Below are 16,641 nucleotides of genomic sequence, written 5' to 3'. Positions count from 1 at the left end.
CGTTGGAGATTGAAGCGTGCCCCGCGCCAAGGGGTCCTGTCCATCGAGGGAGAAGCGACGAAATGAATTTTCTCATCTATCTGATCGTGGGTGGTATCGCCGGTTGGCTGGCCAGCATCGTGATGAAGCGCGATGCGTCGCAAGGCATCATCCTGAATGTCGTGGTCGGCATCATCGGCGGCTTCCTGGGCGGCTGGCTGCTGCCGACGCTGGGCCTTGGCCTGGGAGGCGGCTGGGTCGGCTTCCTCATCACGGCCTTCATCGGCGCGGTGGTGCTGCTGCTGATCGTCAATCTGTTCACGCGTGGCCGAGCCACCTAGCGGTTCCGCTGCGGCCGCGTGCGCGTTCGAGACGCACCCAAGGCCCGTGGCAACGCAAAGGCCCGGCATCTGCCGGGCCTTTGCTCATCTGTTATGTGTAGGAGGGGCTGACCAGCCATTCGGCTGTTGAAAGCCAGCCCAGACATGATTCCCGCGTGTCCGGGAAGGCGGCGTAGCGCTGGGTGGCTGCAGGCTGGCAGTTGCGGTCGGGGCTGAAGCCCCCCTCCTACAGGGTGACGTCAGCCGCCCAGTCGCACCCACGCGGGCGCGTGGTCGCTCGGACGGTCCCAGGTGCGCGGCTCGCGGTCGATGCCGGATTCCACCGCATTCGCGCGCAGCGCGTCGGACACCAGCGTCAGGTCGATGCGCAGGCCCAGGTTGCGGCGCAGGCCGCCCATCCGGTAGTCCCACCAGCTGTAGACGTTGGCCTCGTCGCTGTGCAGGCGGAACGCATCGTGCAGGCCCAGCGCATACAGCCGTTGCAGCGCCGCGCGCTCGGCGGTGGAGGTCAGGATGTGGTCGTCGTTCCACACCTTGGGATCGAACACGTCGCGGTCGTCCGGCGCGATGTTGAAGTCGCCCATCACCACCAGCCTGGGGTGCGCCTGCAGTTCGGCGGCGATCCAGTCGTGTACCGCGTCCAGCCAGCGCAGCTTGTAGGCGTACTTGTCGGTGCCGACATCCTGCCCGTTGACCACGTACAGATTGATGACGCGGACGTCACCGACGGTGGCGGCGATCACGCGCTTCTGTTCGTCCTCGAAGCCGGGAATCCCGACCTGCACGTCGCCGATCGGTTCGCGCGACAGCAACGCCACGCCGTTGTAGGTCTTCTGCCCGGCGAACACGCTGCGGTAGCCCAGCTCCGCCAGCGCGGTGTCGGGGAACCGGTGGTCTTCCAGCTTCGTTTCCTGCAGGCCGACGACATCCGGCGCGAACGCGCCCAGCCACTGCGTGAGGTGCGGCAGACGCACGTTGAGCGAATTGACGTTCCAGCTGGCGATTTTCATGATCGCGATATTCAGTTGATTTAATTGGATTTCGTGTCAGGTAACTGGTTCAGACACCGTCGCCCGTACCCCCAACTCGATTCGGTAGGAGGCGAATGTCCATGACGAACGGTGTGTCGTGTCCACTTCCGGAAGGGAGCCAAGCCACCCCATTCTAGTCCAGACGCTTACAAGAGCGATCAGAAAAACCATATGGATTCGACAGCGATGATCTTTACTGTCATCACCGCAGCTTGGGGATTGGCTTCGACAGCGATCCAGGCTCCCCTAGCCATTTTGGCAGTGATGATTGGTCCTGAGCGTTAGCGAATCCAGAAGCGGTGACTCGCGGTATCGTTGGCGATACGGGGCAAGGGGAGTGCTGCAATGGAGTGGATCAAGGCTGGCAAGGCTGTATTCAAGGGGGCAGCTGATGCCACGTTCGACGTTGCGAAGTTCGTCGGCAAGCACCAGGACAAGATTTCAGCCGCAACGCGAACTGCGGTCGAAGTGACTGGATCGACCGTGGCTGCTGCGGGATCGGTGACCGCCAAGGTGGGCCGCGCCGCTACAAAGGGGATGAAAGCTCAAGCCGCAAAGTCCGACAATGCCTTGGTCAAGACCGCCGCACAGGCAGCTGCCTTGCTCGGAAAAGGGGTGGAACTGACTGGTGGCGGTGTTCGAGCGACCGGCGACCTGACGGCAAGGGCGGGGTCGGCGGTAGGTGTGGCGACCGGAGGCTTTGCGCTTGGCGGCGCATCGATCGCTTCCGAACTCCTGGATAGCGTGGCGTTGGGTCAGCGGGACATTGATGATCTCCGGAATGAGATTGGCCAGTACGGCGAGCGGATCCGTGCGGAATCCGAACGGCTCGAGCAACGCATCGAATCTGCACAGAATGGACGACGGCGAGCAGAGGTGCTTGATCTGTGGGTGGTCGGAGGCGTTTCGTTGGCGTATGTCCTGGATCATCCCGAGGATGTGCCACCCGAAGTGTTGCGGGCATTCAATTTGGCGTATCCGGATCTTGCTGCACACGAAAGCTTCGCTGATGTAGTGGAGCGCCTACCCACGGATAGCCTCCCAGGCTTTGTTTCGGGAGTGAAGGGCAAGCTATTCGAGATTGAATTGGTCGAACACTTCAATCACGGCGGCCTGCCGGATGGCCTGCACGCCGATCTGGCTGGAGCCGCGAACCAGCCAGGCTGGGATATCCGAATCCTTGACGACCATGGACAGGTCGTAGACGTACTACAAGCCAAGGCGACCGAATCGGCCCAGTACGTCATCGACGCGCTTCATCGCTACCCGGGCATCGACATCGTCTCCACCAGCGAAGTACACGCGCAGCTTCTGGCGATGGGCATGGCCGAACATGTGACGAACAGTGGCATTAACGAGGTCTCGCTCCAGGCAGCCGTGGATCATGCGGCCAATGGACTCGGTGCGCATTTCAGCGCCAGCGACCTGATGCCATCAGCGTTGGGCTTGGCAGTGATCAGCTTGTCCTTGATGCTTGACAAGAACATGAGCTGGACCGAGCGCGCAAGCCAACTGGGTTCGAGGGGCGCGCGTGCAGGCGCTGCGGGCGCGGTTGCAAAGGTTGCCATGGTCGTGGCGCAGACCTGGTGGATCGGGTTGGTGGCAGGTGTTGGCTCACACTGGTTGGCCACGAAGGGTAGGGTCAGGCGCGAGCAGTATGAAGCGCTTCGAGAGGCTGCCGATCTACTGCGTCGGCGCTATCACGGTAGTGAGGGCGTACAGGCGCTGTCTGCGCCGGCTTGACTATTGCTGATGCGAGTCGTGGTCGCGGGTGCGCTGCAGGGCAGCGTAGGGGACACTGCATTCGGACGGGAAGTGCGACAGCGTGCCGTCATGGCGGTACGGGAAGATGCGGTCGGCGTTCTCCTCCGGACGTTGAACGCGGATGCGCGCGATGTCGTCCAGCGCGATGGCGTGCTCGCCAGATCCCATCGCGTTATCCCACCACCACAGCGTGCGCGCTTGGATGTCCAAGCGGCTGCCCCAGTTGCGCGCATGTACCAGCATCGCCAGCGCGGAGCCGGCGAGCGCGACGCCCATGAAGAAGGCCGCAGGTACCAGCCACGGGGCGCATTGCCGGCCGCTGGCATCGCAGTTGCTGGCCGGATCGATGGTCAGTCCCGCATACACGAACATCGCACCGACCAGCAGCATGCCGTACACGCGGAGGTCGCGACGGCTGTTGCTGGCCTGCCGGAGCTTGCGCATGCGGCGCTAGCGGATGATGAAGTCGATGAAGCGCGCGACCTTCGAGTACGGCGGCTTCAGCAGGTCGCTGCCCGCGCGGCGCGGCTGCCACAGCACCGGCAGCGCCTTGCTCATCGCATCGAAGCCCGCGCGGCCGTGGTAGGCGCCCATGCCGCTGGGGCCGATGCCGCCGAACGGCAGCGCGTTGATGCCGAAATGCAGCACCGTGTCGTTGACGGTGACGCCACCGGCCAGCGTGCTGCGCAGGATCGTCTCCACCTGCGTGCGTTCGTGGCTGAAGGGATACAGCGCCAGCGGCCGGTCGTGCGCGTTGATGTAGGCGATGGCCTCGTCCAGCGAATCGACGGTGCGGACCGGCAGGATGGGGCCGAAGATCTCGTCCTGCATCACCTTCGCGTCGTCGCCCGGTTCGATGATGACCGTCGGTGCGAACAGGCGCTGCGCGCGGTCGTGTGTCGGCGCCAGTGGGACGACCTCGTGGCCGCGCTGGCGGGCATCGTCCAGATAGCCTTCCAGCCGCGCGAACTGGCCATCGTTGATGATGCGGGTGAAGTCGTCGGCGTCGGACAGGTCGCCATAGCGTGCCGCGACCTGGTCGCGCAACGCCTGCACCAGGGCATCGCGGCGCTGGCGGCCGACCAGCAGCACGTAGTCCGGCGCGATGCAGGTCTGCCCGCCGTTGAACCACTTGCCGGTCGCCAATCGCGCCGCCGCCTGCTCCACCGGGAAGTTGTCGCAGACGATGGCGGGGGACTTGCCGCCGAGTTCCAGCGTCAACGGCGTCAGGTTCGGCGCGGCGGCCGCCATCACCTTGCGGCCCACCGCGGTGGAACCGGTGAAGACCAGGTGGTCGAACGGCAATGCGGCGAACGCGCCCGCCACCTCGGCACCGCCGGCGGCGACGGCCACGCGTTCCGGCGGGAACACCTCCGCCAGCAGCGACCGCAGGAACGCGGTCGTGCGCGGCGTGTGCTCCGACGGCTTCAGGTAGACATGGTTGCCGGCGGCGATGGCGGTGGCCAGCGGGATCAGCGCCAGGTTGACCGGGTAATTCCATGGCGAGATTACGCCCACCACGCCGACGGGTTCCTGCCGGATCTCCGCGCGCGCCGGCCAGAAGCGCCAGCCCACGCCGACGCGCCTGGGCTTCATCCAGCGGCGCAGATGCGAGGCCAGGTGGTCGATCTCGTTGAGCACCGTCATGCCATCGGCGATCAGCGACTCGTGCCGCGAGCGATGGCCGAAGTCGGCGGCGATGGTGTCGGCCATCTGCGGCAGTCGCCGCTTCAGCGCGTCGCGCAGCCGCCGCAGGTCATCGCGGCGTTGCGCGTACGCCGGCTTGCGTGCCTGCCAGGCCTGGCGCAACCGGTGCAGCGCCGGGGCCAGCTCGGCGACCGGCGTATCGCCATCGGGAACGGGCGCATCGTTGCCCGGGGCGGTGGCGGAATCCACGTTTGCCGCCGTGATCACGGCATTGGCAGCGGTGATGGCCGCGTTGGCGGCGGTCGTGGCGGCATGCGGGAAGGTCGTCATGGCCCGAGTGTATGCCTTCGTCCCGGGGCGGGCGCTCTACAATGCCGGCATGGACACGAATCTGACCGCGCTGCGCCCCTACCTTGACCGCTTTCCCGTCCTCGGGCCGCGCGTCTACGTCGATCCCGCCGCCACGGTCATCGGCGACGTCGAACTGGCCGAGGACGTTTCCGTCTGGCCGGGCACCATCCTGCGCGGCGACGTCAACTTCATCCGTGTCGGCGCGCGCACCAACGTGCAGGACGGCACCATCGTCCACGTCAGCCACCACAGCCCGTACAACAAGGCCGGTCATCCCACCCTGATCGGTGCCGACGTCACCATCGGCCACGGCACCATCATCCACGCGTGCACCATCGAGGACCTGTGCCTGATCGGCATGGGCGCCTGCATCCTCGATGGCGCGACGGTGAAGAAGTACGGCTTCCTCGGCGCGGGCGCGATCCTGGGGCCGGGCAAAGTGGTCGGCGAAGCGGAACTCTGGCTTGGCAATCCTGCGCGCCTCGTGCGCACGCTCACCGACAAGGAGATCGAGAGCCTGCATTACTCCGCCAGCCACTACGTGAAGCTGAAAGACCGTTACCTGCAGCCGACACCGCCGGCGGCATGATGGCGGTCGGCGCAACCGGCGCCGCATGGGAGACCCGCATGGCCTGGAAACCGGATGGCTACACCTCGGTGGCCCCGTATCTCGTCGTCGATGGTGCGCAGTGCACGATCGACTTCCTCGTCGCCGTTTTCGATGCGCAGCCGTTGCGCATGCATCCCGTGGGCGATCGCCTGGGCCATGCCGAAGTCCGCATCGACGACACCGTACTGATGCTCGCCGATGGCATGGCTGGCTGGCCGGCCATCGCCAGCCATGTGCATCTCTACGTGCCCGATGTGGATGCGGCGTGGTCGCGCGCGCTGGCGGCCGGCGCCGAACCGGTGCAGGCACCGGAAGAGAAAGGCGATGGCGACCGGCGTGGCGGTTTCCGCGATGCCGGCGGCACGACCTGGTGGATATCCACGCAGGTGGCATGACGGCGGCGCGCCGTCAGGGCGTCGTCGCGTGTTCCATCGCGGCCAGCAAGGCCATCGCTTCGGCGCGGCTGGCGCCGCACATGTCGGCGCCGGGTTTCAGCGTGCCGCAGAACGCAGGTCGCTCGGGCCTGCCGAACAGGCGGCAGCGCAGTGCTTCGTCCAACTGCACGCACGCCACGCCGGCGGGCTTGCCCTGCGGCATGCCGGGGATCGGCGAGGTGATCGACGGCGCGGTGCAGCAGGCGGCGCAACCCGGTCGGCAGGAGAAGGCGGTATCCACGATGGCGCGCAGTGTAGCTGTGCAAGGGTCGCGTTCGCCGCTAAAGTCGCCGGGCATGGGGAAGGCGCATGGACAGCGGGACACGCAGGTTCCACCACATCGATCCGGTTGCGGCCATCGCGTTGCCAGGGGAACGTCGCCCGTGGTGAGCGCGTGATGCTGGATACCTATCGCGAAGTGGTGACGCCCGAAGGCGTGGGCCTGCACCTGCCGGCGGCGGGTCCGGTGCCGCGCGCGCTGGCCTGGGGCATTGACCTGGCCATCCGGCTCTGCATCGTGCTGGTCATGGCGATGCTGCTGACCCTGCTCGGCAAGGTAGGTGGCGGCCTGTACCTGATCGTGATGTTCCTCGTGTTCTGGGCGTATCCGATCGTGCTCGAATCGGCCTGGCGCGGACAGACGCCAGGCAAGAAAGCGCTGGGGCTACGCGTGGTGTCGGCCGATGGCGCACCGGTCGGCTGGCTGGCCGCGATCACGCGCAACCTGCTGCGCACCGTCGACATGCTGCCGTTCGGCTATGCCACCGGACTCGTCGCCTGCCTGGCCGATCGGCATGCGCGCCGTCTCGGCGACATGGTCGCCGGTACGCTGGTGGTGCACGTCGGCGGCGAGCGTGGCCACGCGCCGGCACCGGTCAATTCGGTGTTCGTGCCACCGGCCCAACTGCTGCCCGAGGAGCAGGGGGCGATCGTCGCATTCGGCGAGCGGGCGCCGCAGTTGACCGTGTCGCGCCAGGAGGAACTGGCCAATCTCGCCCAGCCCATCACGGCTGCGCAGGGGCAGGCCGGCGTGCAGCGGCTCTACGGCATGGCCAACTGGCTGCTGGGCCGCCGATGAGACAGGAGCAGTTCGTCGCCCGGCACCAATCCGAGTGGCTCGCGTTCGACGCGTGGCTGCGTGGGCGTGGTGCCAGTGCGCGGCGAGCGCGTGGCGAGCGCAACACCGGCGAGTTGACCGACGAGGACATGCCGGCACGCTACCGCCGCATCTGCCAGCACCTGGCGCTGGCGCGCCGGCGCGGCTACAGCCCGGTGGTGGTGGATCGCCTGCAGGCGCTGATGCAGCGGGGCCATGGCGTGCTGTACCGGACGCCGCCGCCGCGCTGGCAGCGTGCGGTGCGGTTCCTGCTGGCCGGGTTTCCCCGCCTGGTGCGCAGCGAAGCCGGCTGCATGTGGGTGGCGGCGGCGGTGTTCGTGTTTCCGCTGGCGCTGATGTTCGTGCTGCTGCAGGTCCGCCCGGAACTGGTGTACAGCATCGCTTCGCCGGAACAGGTGGCGATGTACGAACGCATGTACGACCCCAGCGACCCCAGCCATGCGCTGGGCCGCGAGAGCGGCACCGACTGGCAGATGTTCGGCCACTACATCTGGAACAACATCAGCATCGGCCTGCGCACGTTCGCCGGTGGACTGGTGGCGGGCGTGGGTGCGCTGTTCGTGCTGCTCGTCAATGGCATCGGCATCGGCACGGTGTTCGGCCATCTCCACCAGATCGGATACGGCGATCCGCTGTGGCGTTTCGTCTGCGGGCATGCGCCGTTCGAACTCACGGCCATTGTGCTGGCCGGCGGCGCCGGCCTGAGGCTGGGCTTGAGTTTGATCGCGTCAGGCCGGCACCGGCGCATCGACGCGTTGGCGCGTGCGGGCGCGAAGGGTGCGCGCCTGTGCCTGGGCGTGGCGTTCATGCTGCTGGTGGCGGCCTTCATCGAGGCGTTCTGGTCATCGACGCAATCCATTCCCGCCGCGGTGAAGTACGGCGTGTCGGGCGTGCTGTGGACGCTGGTGGCGCTGTGGCTCGGCGTCGGCGGACGCGGGGTGTCCGATGAGGATTGAGCAGCTGACGGTGCGCCTGCGCGCGCGCTCCGACTGGGAGGCCATCGAGCTGGGCATGGCCCTGGTGCGCCGGCATGCCGGCGCCATCTGGACGCCCTGGCTCTGGCTGACGCTGCCGGTGTTCGCGCTGCTCAATCTCGGTGCATGGTGGATCGACCAGTTCTGGCTCGCCGCGTTGCTGATGTGGTGGCTGAAGCCTGCGTTCGACCGCATCCCGCTCTACGTCATTTCGCGGGCGGTGTTCGGCAGCGTGCCGGGCACGTCGGACACGCTGCGTGCGCAGCTCGGATGGGGCACGCGCGTGCTGCCGCACCTGCTCACGTGGCGCCGCTTCAGCCCGGTGCGTGCGTTGTACATGCCGATCGACCTGCTGGAGGGCGTGCAGGGCGAGCGCCTGCGCCAGCGGCGCCGCGTGCTGGGCGGGCAGGCCTACGGCACCGCCATCCTGCTGACCTGGATCTGCCTGCTGTTCCAGGGCGTGCTGGTGCTGGGCGGCGTGGTCGGCGTGGTGATGTACCTGCCGCAGGACCTGCTGCCGGACAGCGTGCAGGCTGCTTTCCGCATCGCCACCATCGAATGGAGCAGCGGGTTCAAGCTGGCGTGGAATGCGCTGGCGTGGGCGGCGATCAGCGTGATCGAACCGTTCTATGTCGGTGCCGGTTTCGGCCTCTACCTCAACCGCCGCACGCAGATTGAGGCCTGGGACCTGGAGATCGTGTTCCGCAAGCTGCGCGCGCGCCTGGCCGCGGCGGCACCGATGGTGCTGGTCGCGCTGTTGTGGACCGGCATGGCGGGCAATGCCGGTGCACAGGAGCGCCATGGTGCGTCGCCAGCCACGTCCGCACCGCCCGCGGCGCAGGCGGATGGGCGGAAGCCCACGCCGCCGACCCTGCCGATCGTGTTCGGCGACCAGCGCGTGGACGACCGCGCCTTCCGCAAGGCGGCCGACCAGGCGTACCGCGATCCGCTGCTCGGCCGCACCCACGTGCAGTCCGGCTGGGAACGTCGCAAGCCCGAGCAGAAGACGCCCGCCGAGGCGCGGGACATGGACAACAAGGCCTGGCTGTCCGGCATCGGCACCGTGATGGCCTTCATCGGTGAGTGGGGGCTGTGGCTGGTCGTCGGCGTACTCGTGCTGGCACTGCTGGCGACGGTGCGTTACTGGTGGCCATGGATGCGCGGCATCGCGCGGCCGCCGGTCGCGGTACCGGAGGCGCCGCAGACCGAGGCGCTGGTGGTGCCGGACGTCCTGCCTGACGACATCGCCACGGTGGCGCGCAGGCTGTGGCGAGAGGGTCGCCCACGCCATGCCCTGGCGCTGCTCTACCGGGCCAGCGTGGACAGCATGAGCCAGCGCGTCGACATCGTGCTGCCGCCGGGCGCTACCGAGGCCGAATGCCTGCGCGCGTCGCGGCGCCTGCCGCAGCTGGAAGACCGACGGGCGTTCGCCGACATCGTGCGCACCTGGCAATACGCCGCCTACGCCGAACGCCTTCCGGTCGACGAGACGTTCGATGCGCTGGTCGGCGAACTGCAGTTGCGCTTCGGGTGGGTGACATGAGCACCGCGCGCCGCAATGGCCGTGTCGTCGGCGCGACCCTGGTCGTCGTCCTGGTGGTGCTGGCGTTGCTGGGCCTGTGGTTCCGGCACACCTTCCATCGCGTCGAGAAGACGCTCCACCTGCCGCCCTCCGGCGAGGCCGCCTACAACCCGCTGTATGCGCTGGCGAAAACGCTGGAAGCCGATGGCCTGAAGGTCAATGCGCGCCAGCGCCTGATGCTGGACGACAATCCGCTGGCGCGCAGCGACACCCTGCTGCTGTTCAACGATCCGCGCGCGCTGTCGCCGTCCGAGGCCGAACGCCTGCTGGCGTGGGTGGAAGGCGGTGGCCACCTGCTGATCCGCACGCCGCTGTACTCGCCGGGCGACGACACCAGCGGCCCGAACGCGCCCCAGGCCGTCATGCTCGACCTGCTGTCGGCCTGGCTGGTGGACGAAACGCCATCGTGCGAAGACTTCCAGGTGGAAGGCGAAGGCCACCACGTCGAGTTCTGCCGCGGGCGCCGCTTCGCCTTCGAGGACGCCGTGCCCGAACTCGCGTGGGGCGACCTGCAGAACGGCTATGTCTACGCCCGCCTGGCGGTTGGCAAAGGCCATGTGGATGTACTGGCCGACTTCGATTTCCTGGCCAACACCGCCGCGCGCGGTTTCATGCAGGAAGCGCTCGATGCGCCGCCCGACGGCGGCCTGCGCGACGGTCCGCACCGCGCGCTGGCGCGGCAGGTGCTGGCGCCGAACTACCGCCAGGGCACCATGCACCTGGTCTATGCGGCTGAAATGCCATCGCTGTGGCGCACGCTGTTCCTGCAGGGCTGGATGGTGTGGGCGCCGTTGTTGCTTGCCCTGGCGGCGTGGCTGTGGATGCGCATGCAGCGCTTCGGTCCGCCGGTGCCGTCGCCCGCCGGCGAACGCCGGTCGCTGCTCGAACACGTGCGCGCCAGCGGCGAGCACCTCTATCGTTATGGCCGCGGCGTGATGCTGTACGCCGCCGTCCGGCAGGCGTTCCTCGCGCGCCTGCGCCGCCGCGATCCGGTCGCCGCCGCCCTCACCGGCGAGCCGCAGGTCGCCGCCATCGCCGAGCGCACCGGCCAGCCCGCCGAGCGCATCCGCACCGCCCTCAACGTTCCTGCCTCGCACGACCGGCAGGCCTTCCGCGACCGCATTTCCCTGCTGATCCAACTGAGAAACCGCCTATGAACGACGAGACCGCCGCTGCGCCGCCCGCGCTCCCGACGCCGCCGCGCAACGCCCTGTCGGAACGCGTCGAGGCCGTACGCGAGGAGGTGTCCAAGGCCTTCATCGGCCAGCCCGACGTGCTGGACCAGATCCTGATCGCGCTGCTCGCCGGCGGACACGTGCTGATCGAAGGCGTGCCCGGACTCGGCAAGACGCTGCTGGTGCGCGCGCTGGCGCAGGCGCTGGAGCTGACCTACGCGCGCGTGCAGTTCACGCCCGACCTGATGCCGAGCGATGTCAGCGGCCATGCCGTCTACGATCCGAAGACCGAGAGTTTCCAGATCCGTCGCGGACCGGTGTTCACCCACATCCTGCTGGCCGACGAGATCAACCGCGCACCCGCCAAGACCCAGTCCGCGCTGCTGGAAGTGATGCAGGAAGGGCAGGTCACCATCGAAGGCACGTCGTTCGCACTGTCGCCACCCTTCATCGCGCTCGCCACCCAGAATCCGGTCGAGCAGGAAGGCACGTACCCGCTGCCGGAAGCGCAGCTCGACCGCTTCCTGCTGAAGGTGCTGATCGACTATCCGGCGCTGGAGGACGAGAAGCGCATGGTCGATGCCATCACCACCGGCCGCACCGCCGCCGACTTCGACCTGTCGCAGGTGAAGCGCGTGCTCGGCGCCGCCGACATCGCCGCGATGCAGCGCGAGACCGCGGCCGTGCGCGTGGATCCTGAGGTCATCGACTACGCGGTCCGCATCGCCGCCGCCACCCGCAAGTGGCCCGGCATCGCACTGGGTGCAGGCCCGCGCGGGAGCCTCGCGCTGGTGCGCGCAGCGCGTGCGCAGGCGGTGCTGCAGGGCCGCGATTTCGTCACCCCGGACGACGTGCGCGACATCGCCCGTCCCGCGCTGCGCCATCGCATCACCCTCGCCCCCGAACTGCAGATCGAAGGTCAGTCGCCGGACGATGCGCTGCGCGCGCTGCTGGCCAAGGTGGATGCACCGCGCAAATGAGCGCCCGCACTGTCTCGACCATCCTCCCGATCTGCCCCCTCCTCCGCTTGCGGGGGAGGGCTGGGGTGGGGGCGCGCGACCAACCTTGCGGCTTGCAGATGTATCCGGTCTTCCTTTGCCCCCATCCCAACCTTCCCCCGCGTGCGGGGGAAGGGGCATGTCCATGAGGCCTGCACCGCTGCCGGCCCTGCCTATCGGGAATGGACCCGCCCGGCCCACGATCGTGTACGTGGTCTCGATCGACTCCGCGATCCGCTCCCTCCCCCGCATGCGGGGGAGGGCTGGGGTGGGGGCGCGCGACCAGCCTTGCGGCTTGCAGATGTATCCGGTCTTCGGTTGCCCCCATCCCAACCTTCCCCCGCATGCGGGGGAAGGGGTGCGTCCATGAGGCTTGCACCACCGCTGAGCCTGCCTATCAGACGTGGACGCGCCCCGCCCATGATCGTCCGCGCTGTCCCGACCGATCCCGTGATCCGCTCCCTCCCCCGCAGGCGGGGGAGGGCTGGGGTGGGGGTGCGCGACCAACCTTCTGGTTTGCAGATGTATCCGGTCTTCGGTTGCCCCCATCCCAACCTTCCCCCGCAGGCGGGGGAAGGGGCATGTCCATGAGGCCGGCACGACCGCTGAGCCTGCCGATCGGACTTGGACGCGCCTCGCCCATGATCGTCCGCGCTGTCCCGACCGATCCCGCGATCCGCTCCCTCCCCCGCAGGCGGGGGAGGGCTGGGGTGGGGGCGCGCGACCAACCTTGCGGCTTGCAGATGTATCCGGTCTTCCTTTGCCCCCATCCCAACCTTCCCCCGCGTGCGGGGGAAGGGGCATGTCCATGAGGCCTGCACCGCTGCCGGCCCTGCCTATCGGGAATGGACCCGCCCGGCCCACGATCGTGTACGTGGTCTCGATCGACTCCGCGATCCGCTCCCTCCCCCGCATGCGGGGGAGGGCTGGGGTGGGGGCGCGCGACCAACTTGATGGCTTGCCGACGCATCCGTCCTCCGTTCGCCCCCATCCCGGCCTTCCCCCGCATGCGGGGGAAGGGGCATGTCCATGAGGCCCGCGCCACTGCTGGTCGCACTGATCGCCTGCTGGGGACTGGCCGGCCTCGCCGTGCCGTTCCTCGGCTGGCCGCTGTGGCAGTGGCAGCTGGCGGGCGCGGTGTTGCTGGTGGTCGCGGCACTGGATGGATGGTGGCTGCGACGCCGGCCGACGCCGGAAACCGTGCGCGAAATCCCCGATGCACTGTCGCTGGGCGTCGAGCGCGATGTCGCGCTTTCGTTCGAGTCGAGGGTGAAGCAGCGCGTGGAGGTGTTCGACCTGCATCCGGGCGACTGGGCATCGACCGGCCTGCCGCGCCGGCTGACACTGGCGCCGATGTCGGCCACCCGCATCAGCTACCGCCTGCGTCCTGCGGTGCGTGGCGACGCGCACTTCGAGGGTGTGCAGCTGCGCCTGCGTTCGGCACTGGCGCTGTGGCGGCAGTCGCGCGTTGCCGGCGCGCCGCAGCGGGTGCGCGTGTACCCGAACTTCGCGCCGCTGACGCGCTTCGCGCTGTTCAGTGCCGAACAGGCCTCGCGCCTGGTGGGCGCGCACCTGAAGCGCCGGCGTGGCGAAGGCACGGACTTCCACCAGATGCGCGAATACCGCGTCGGCGACAGCCTGCGCCAGGTCGACTGGAAGGCCACCGCGCGTGCGCGCAAGCTGATCTCGCGCGAGTACCAGGACGAGAAGAACCAGCAGTTGGTGATGCTGATCGACACCGGCCGCAGGATGATGGCGCGCGAGGACGAACTGGGCCACTTCGACCACGTGCTCAACGCATCCCTGGTCGTGTCCTACCTGGCGCTGCGGCAGGGCGATGGCGTGGGCCTGTTCGCCGCCGGCGGCGACAGCCGCTGGGTCGCGCCGCAGCGCGGCATGGCCGCCATCGACACGCTGCTGCGCGCCAGCTACGACCTGCAACCGCGCGCGGTCGCAACCGACTACCTGGCGGCCGCCACCGAACTCAGCCTGCGCCAGCGCCGCCGCGCGCTGGTGATGCTGGTCACCAACGTGCGCGACGAGGACATCGACGATCTGCTGGCCGCCGTGCGCCTGCTGCAGAAGCGGCACCTCGTCTGCGTGGCCAGCCTGCGCGAGACCTCGCTGGACGACGCGCTGGACAGCGACGTGCACGACCTGCAGGGCGCGATCCACGCCGGCGCCGTCGCGCGCTACCTGGAACAGCGCACGGCCGCCCACGATGCGTTGCGCAGCCATCGGATGATGGTGCTGGACGTCACCGCCGACGAACTGCCGGGCGCGCTGGTGGAGCGCTATCTGGCGGTGAAGCGCGACGGTGTGCTGTAGTGGCGCGCATGCGCACGCTCGCCACGCCGCTCGTCCTCGTCTTGCTGTGCCTCGGTGCCGGACCATCGCATGCCGCGGATGTCGAACGCATCCGCCTGCAGTCGACCGAGGTGGTCGTCGAGATCACGCCGGCATTGGGCGGCCGTGTGCTGCATGCCGGGCGCGTCGATCGTCCCAACCTGATCAAGATCGGCGAGCCCGTCGCGTCGCAACCGACGCCAGCCGTCTCGGCGGACGCGGACGACATCGGCTATCTCGGCCATGACGTCTGGCTCGGACCACAGAGCGGCTGGTGGTCCGACCAGGAGGCGAACCCTGGCCGGCGCGCGGCCAAGGCGGTGTGGCCGCCGGACCCGTACCTGGCGTTCGCGGAGACGCACGTGGTCGCGCGCTCGCCCGAGCGGCTGGTGCTGGAGGGCATCGACAGCCCCGTCAGCGGCGTGCGGCTGCTGAAGTCGTTCGCGTTCGATCCGTCCGATCCGTCCACCGTCATCGTGACGGCGACCGCACGCAACATCCGCGGACGTCCTGTCGCGCGCGACCTGTGGTTCAACACGCGCACGTCCGCCGCCACCCGCGTGTACGTGCCCGTTACCGACGCGCGCGACGTGCGCGTCGAAGGCGAGGACGGTGCCGTGCCTGCGTGGCGCATCGAGGGCGGCGTATTCTCGTTTCTGCCCGCATCGCCGGACCTACCGATGCGCCGCGGCAAGGCGCTCCTGCAGCCGTCCGCAGGCTGGATGGCGGGCTTCGCCAGCGGACAGGCGCTGGTGATCCGCTTCGACCACCAGCCCCGCGCCGCCATCCATCCCGAGCAGGGCCAGGTCGAGCTCTACCTGGACCATGCCGGCGACGTCCAGGCCGGCCTGCTGGAGATGGAAGTGCACGCGCCGTTCCGCACCCTCGCCGCCGGCGAGGCGAGGCGATGCAGGCGCAGGAGCACTGGACCCTGCTGGCTTACGACGGACCGGAGACACAGGAGGCGCAGGTCGCCTTCCTGTGTGAACGCCTGGCGCTCTGCGTCGCGAACGACTGACCGCCGCGCGTCAGCGCGATGCGTCGATGCCCTTGCCCGTCGCCGTCCACCAGAGGCCGCCGTACAGGTGTGCCAGGTACGACGGGTCGTCGTACAGCGCCGGCGTGTGTCCCAGCGCGGTGACGAACACGCGGCCGCCGTCGTAGGCGTGGTACCAGGCGACCGGGTGGTCCTTGCCCATGCCGCGGGCGGTCTGGCCGGGCCAAATGCGGGTGGGGTCGTAGCTGGATTCGTCCACGCTGAGCACGGTGCGCAGGCCGCGCGTGACCGGGGCGTTGAACTCGTACCACTCGTCCGTCCATACCCAGCGCGACGGCAGGCCGAACGTGGCGGGGAACGCCGGATCCTCAACGCGCACGGTGGCGGTCTGCACCATCGGATGGATGCGGAACGTCCGCCCGATCAGGCGCTCGAACCACGGCCAGTCGCCGGGTGGATTGAAGATCAGCGCGCGGTGCACGGCCATCACGCCACCGCCGGCGCGGACGTACGCTTCCAGCGTCGCGCGCTGTGCACCCTTGAACTCGTCACCCGGAGTATTGAGCAGCACGATGGCGGCATACGGCGACAGGTCGCTATCAAACGGCGTGCTGTTCCACGACCATGTGAGATCGAAGCCATGCACATGCGCCATGCGTTCGAACTGCGGCTTGGCGACCACGGCATAGTCGTGGTGGTAGCGGTTGGGGATGGCGACTACGAGCACCTTGAACTGGCCCTGCGCGAACGCGGAGGGCGCCAGGGAGGCGAGGCAGAGGAGCGTCAGCAGCAGGAAGCGTTTCATCCCGCGATGCTAGCCGGCTCGCCTGCTGCCAGGCGTCGCCGCGCTATTCCGTTTTCAGCGACGTCTATGCGGATATCGCCTAGGCCGTGCGCGTGGCCTGCATCGCCTTGCAGGCGCCCCAGGCCAGCATCACCAGGCCGGCTGCGGACACGACGCCGATCAGCATGCCGAAGGCGCTGAACAGGCCCATCATGCTGCTCACCGAGGCATAGCCGTCGGTGGCGTTGTTGATCACCCATGCCTGCCACACGCTCATCACGCCGCGCAGCAGGGTGGTCAGCAGCATCAGCGAAATGCCGGCCAGCGCCAGCTTGCGACCCGGCGCCGGCGGCGCCCACATCGCCAGCATCGCGGCGCCGGCCACGCAGGCCAGCAGTTCGGGCAACTGGTAGCCGAGCATCGTCAGCATCTGGGTAGGGAATCCGTCCATGCGCAGTTCCATCTTGAAGGAGTAACCAATCTACCGTACTGCCCGGGCGATCCCGTAACG

Annotated in this window: 16 protein-coding genes and 1 pseudogene; 11 read left to right on the top strand and 6 right to left on the bottom strand. The window is 68.4% G+C overall.

Translation table 11 applies throughout. The features are described from left to right. Positions 1-62 precede the first annotated feature (62 nt). Positions 63-320, top strand: a complete 258-nt coding sequence (locus V7060_RS10110; RefSeq protein ID WP_334179104.1) for a GlsB/YeaQ/YmgE family stress response membrane protein — start codon at positions 63-65, stop codon at positions 318-320. Between the two features lie 239 nt (positions 321-559). Here the strand turns inward: V7060_RS10110 and xth are convergent, their stop codons facing one another. Continuing rightward, complete coding sequence (gene xth / locus V7060_RS10105; RefSeq protein WP_334179103.1) at positions 560-1,330, bottom strand: exodeoxyribonuclease III; 771 nt, start codon at positions 1,328-1,330, stop codon at positions 560-562. A 366-nt stretch (positions 1,331-1,696) separates the two neighbouring features. On the opposite strand from xth, the gene V7060_RS10100 reads away from it, so the two are divergent. Then, entirely contained in the window at positions 1,697-3,094 is a 1,398-nt protein-coding gene (locus tag V7060_RS10100) for a hypothetical protein (protein ID WP_334179102.1), read from the top strand. Here the strand turns inward: V7060_RS10100 and V7060_RS10095 are convergent, their stop codons facing one another. Next, positions 3,095-3,559: a hypothetical protein gene (locus tag V7060_RS10095; RefSeq protein ID WP_334179101.1), complete on the bottom strand. Its 465-nt coding sequence runs from the start codon at positions 3,557-3,559 to the stop codon at positions 3,095-3,097. A gap of 6 nt (positions 3,560-3,565) precedes the next feature. Further along, the gene (locus V7060_RS10090) at positions 3,566-5,092 is read right to left on the bottom strand and encodes a coniferyl aldehyde dehydrogenase (protein ID WP_334179100.1); all 1,527 of its coding nucleotides are present in this window, start codon (positions 5,090-5,092) and stop codon (positions 3,566-3,568) included. 61 nt (positions 5,093-5,153) lie between these two features. Between V7060_RS10090 and V7060_RS10085 the strand changes: the two genes are divergently transcribed. Further along, complete coding sequence (locus V7060_RS10085; RefSeq protein ID WP_334179129.1) at positions 5,154-5,702, top strand: gamma carbonic anhydrase family protein; 549 nt, start codon at positions 5,154-5,156, stop codon at positions 5,700-5,702. Between the two features lie 38 nt (positions 5,703-5,740). Next, positions 5,741-6,118, top strand: coding sequence for a VOC family protein (locus tag V7060_RS10080; protein ID WP_334179099.1), 378 nt, complete (start codon positions 5,741-5,743; stop codon positions 6,116-6,118). 13 nt (positions 6,119-6,131) lie between these two features. Here V7060_RS10080 and V7060_RS10075 read toward each other — a convergent pair whose 3' ends face one another. Then, positions 6,132-6,455, bottom strand: a complete 324-nt coding sequence (locus V7060_RS10075) for a YkgJ family cysteine cluster protein (RefSeq protein WP_334179098.1) — start codon at positions 6,453-6,455, stop codon at positions 6,132-6,134. 99 nt (positions 6,456-6,554) lie between these two features. Between V7060_RS10075 and V7060_RS10070 the strand changes: the two genes are divergently transcribed. The 7 genes and pseudogenes from V7060_RS10070 to V7060_RS10040 all read left to right on the top strand — a co-directional run. Beyond that, positions 6,555-7,235: an RDD family protein gene (locus tag V7060_RS10070; RefSeq protein WP_334179097.1), complete on the top strand. Its 681-nt coding sequence runs from the start codon at positions 6,555-6,557 to the stop codon at positions 7,233-7,235. After that, positions 7,232-8,230 carry a stage II sporulation protein M gene (locus V7060_RS10065; RefSeq protein WP_334179096.1) on the top strand — a complete coding sequence of 333 codons (999 nt, stop codon included), beginning with the start codon at positions 7,232-7,234 and terminating at the stop codon, positions 8,228-8,230. The genes V7060_RS10070 and V7060_RS10065 overlap by 4 nt, the downstream gene beginning before the upstream one ends. After that, positions 8,220-9,791: a DUF4129 domain-containing protein gene (locus V7060_RS10060; RefSeq protein WP_334179095.1), complete on the top strand. Its 1,572-nt coding sequence runs from the start codon at positions 8,220-8,222 to the stop codon at positions 9,789-9,791. The genes V7060_RS10065 and V7060_RS10060 overlap by 11 nt, the downstream gene beginning before the upstream one ends. Continuing rightward, the gene (locus tag V7060_RS10055) at positions 9,788-10,987 is read left to right on the top strand and encodes a DUF4350 domain-containing protein (protein ID WP_334179094.1); all 1,200 of its coding nucleotides are present in this window, start codon (positions 9,788-9,790) and stop codon (positions 10,985-10,987) included. The genes V7060_RS10060 and V7060_RS10055 overlap by 4 nt, the downstream gene beginning before the upstream one ends. Beyond that, entirely contained in the window at positions 10,984-11,985 is a 1,002-nt protein-coding gene (locus V7060_RS10050; protein WP_334179093.1) for a MoxR family ATPase, read from the top strand. The genes V7060_RS10055 and V7060_RS10050 overlap by 4 nt, the downstream gene beginning before the upstream one ends. A gap of 1,047 nt (positions 11,986-13,032) precedes the next feature. Beyond that, on the top strand, positions 13,033-14,331 hold the full coding sequence (locus tag V7060_RS10045) for a DUF58 domain-containing protein (protein ID WP_334179128.1): 1,299 nt from the start codon (positions 13,033-13,035) through the stop codon (positions 14,329-14,331). Positions 14,332-14,465: 134 nt separating this feature from the next. Beyond that, positions 14,466-15,203 (top strand): annotated as a pseudogene (locus V7060_RS10040) (DUF4380 domain-containing protein); the annotation flags it as partial. A gap of 174 nt (positions 15,204-15,377) precedes the next feature. On the opposite strand, the gene V7060_RS10035 reads toward V7060_RS10040, so the two are convergent. Together V7060_RS10035 and V7060_RS10030 are read right to left on the bottom strand one after the other, a co-directional pair. After that, a complete protein-coding gene (locus tag V7060_RS10035; protein WP_334179092.1) occupies positions 15,378-16,151 on the bottom strand; it encodes a ThuA domain-containing protein in 774 nt (257 codons plus the stop codon). Between the two features lie 79 nt (positions 16,152-16,230). After that, positions 16,231-16,581, bottom strand: a complete 351-nt coding sequence (locus V7060_RS10030; protein ID WP_334179091.1) for a hypothetical protein — start codon at positions 16,579-16,581, stop codon at positions 16,231-16,233. Positions 16,582-16,641: the final 60 nt, after the last annotated feature.

Origin of the sequence: Pseudoxanthomonas sp. (assembly GCF_036845285.1) — a bacterium.
GTDB lineage: Bacteria > Pseudomonadota > Gammaproteobacteria > Xanthomonadales > Xanthomonadaceae > Pseudoxanthomonas_A.
This window is presented reverse-complemented; position numbering and strand designations above follow the sequence as displayed.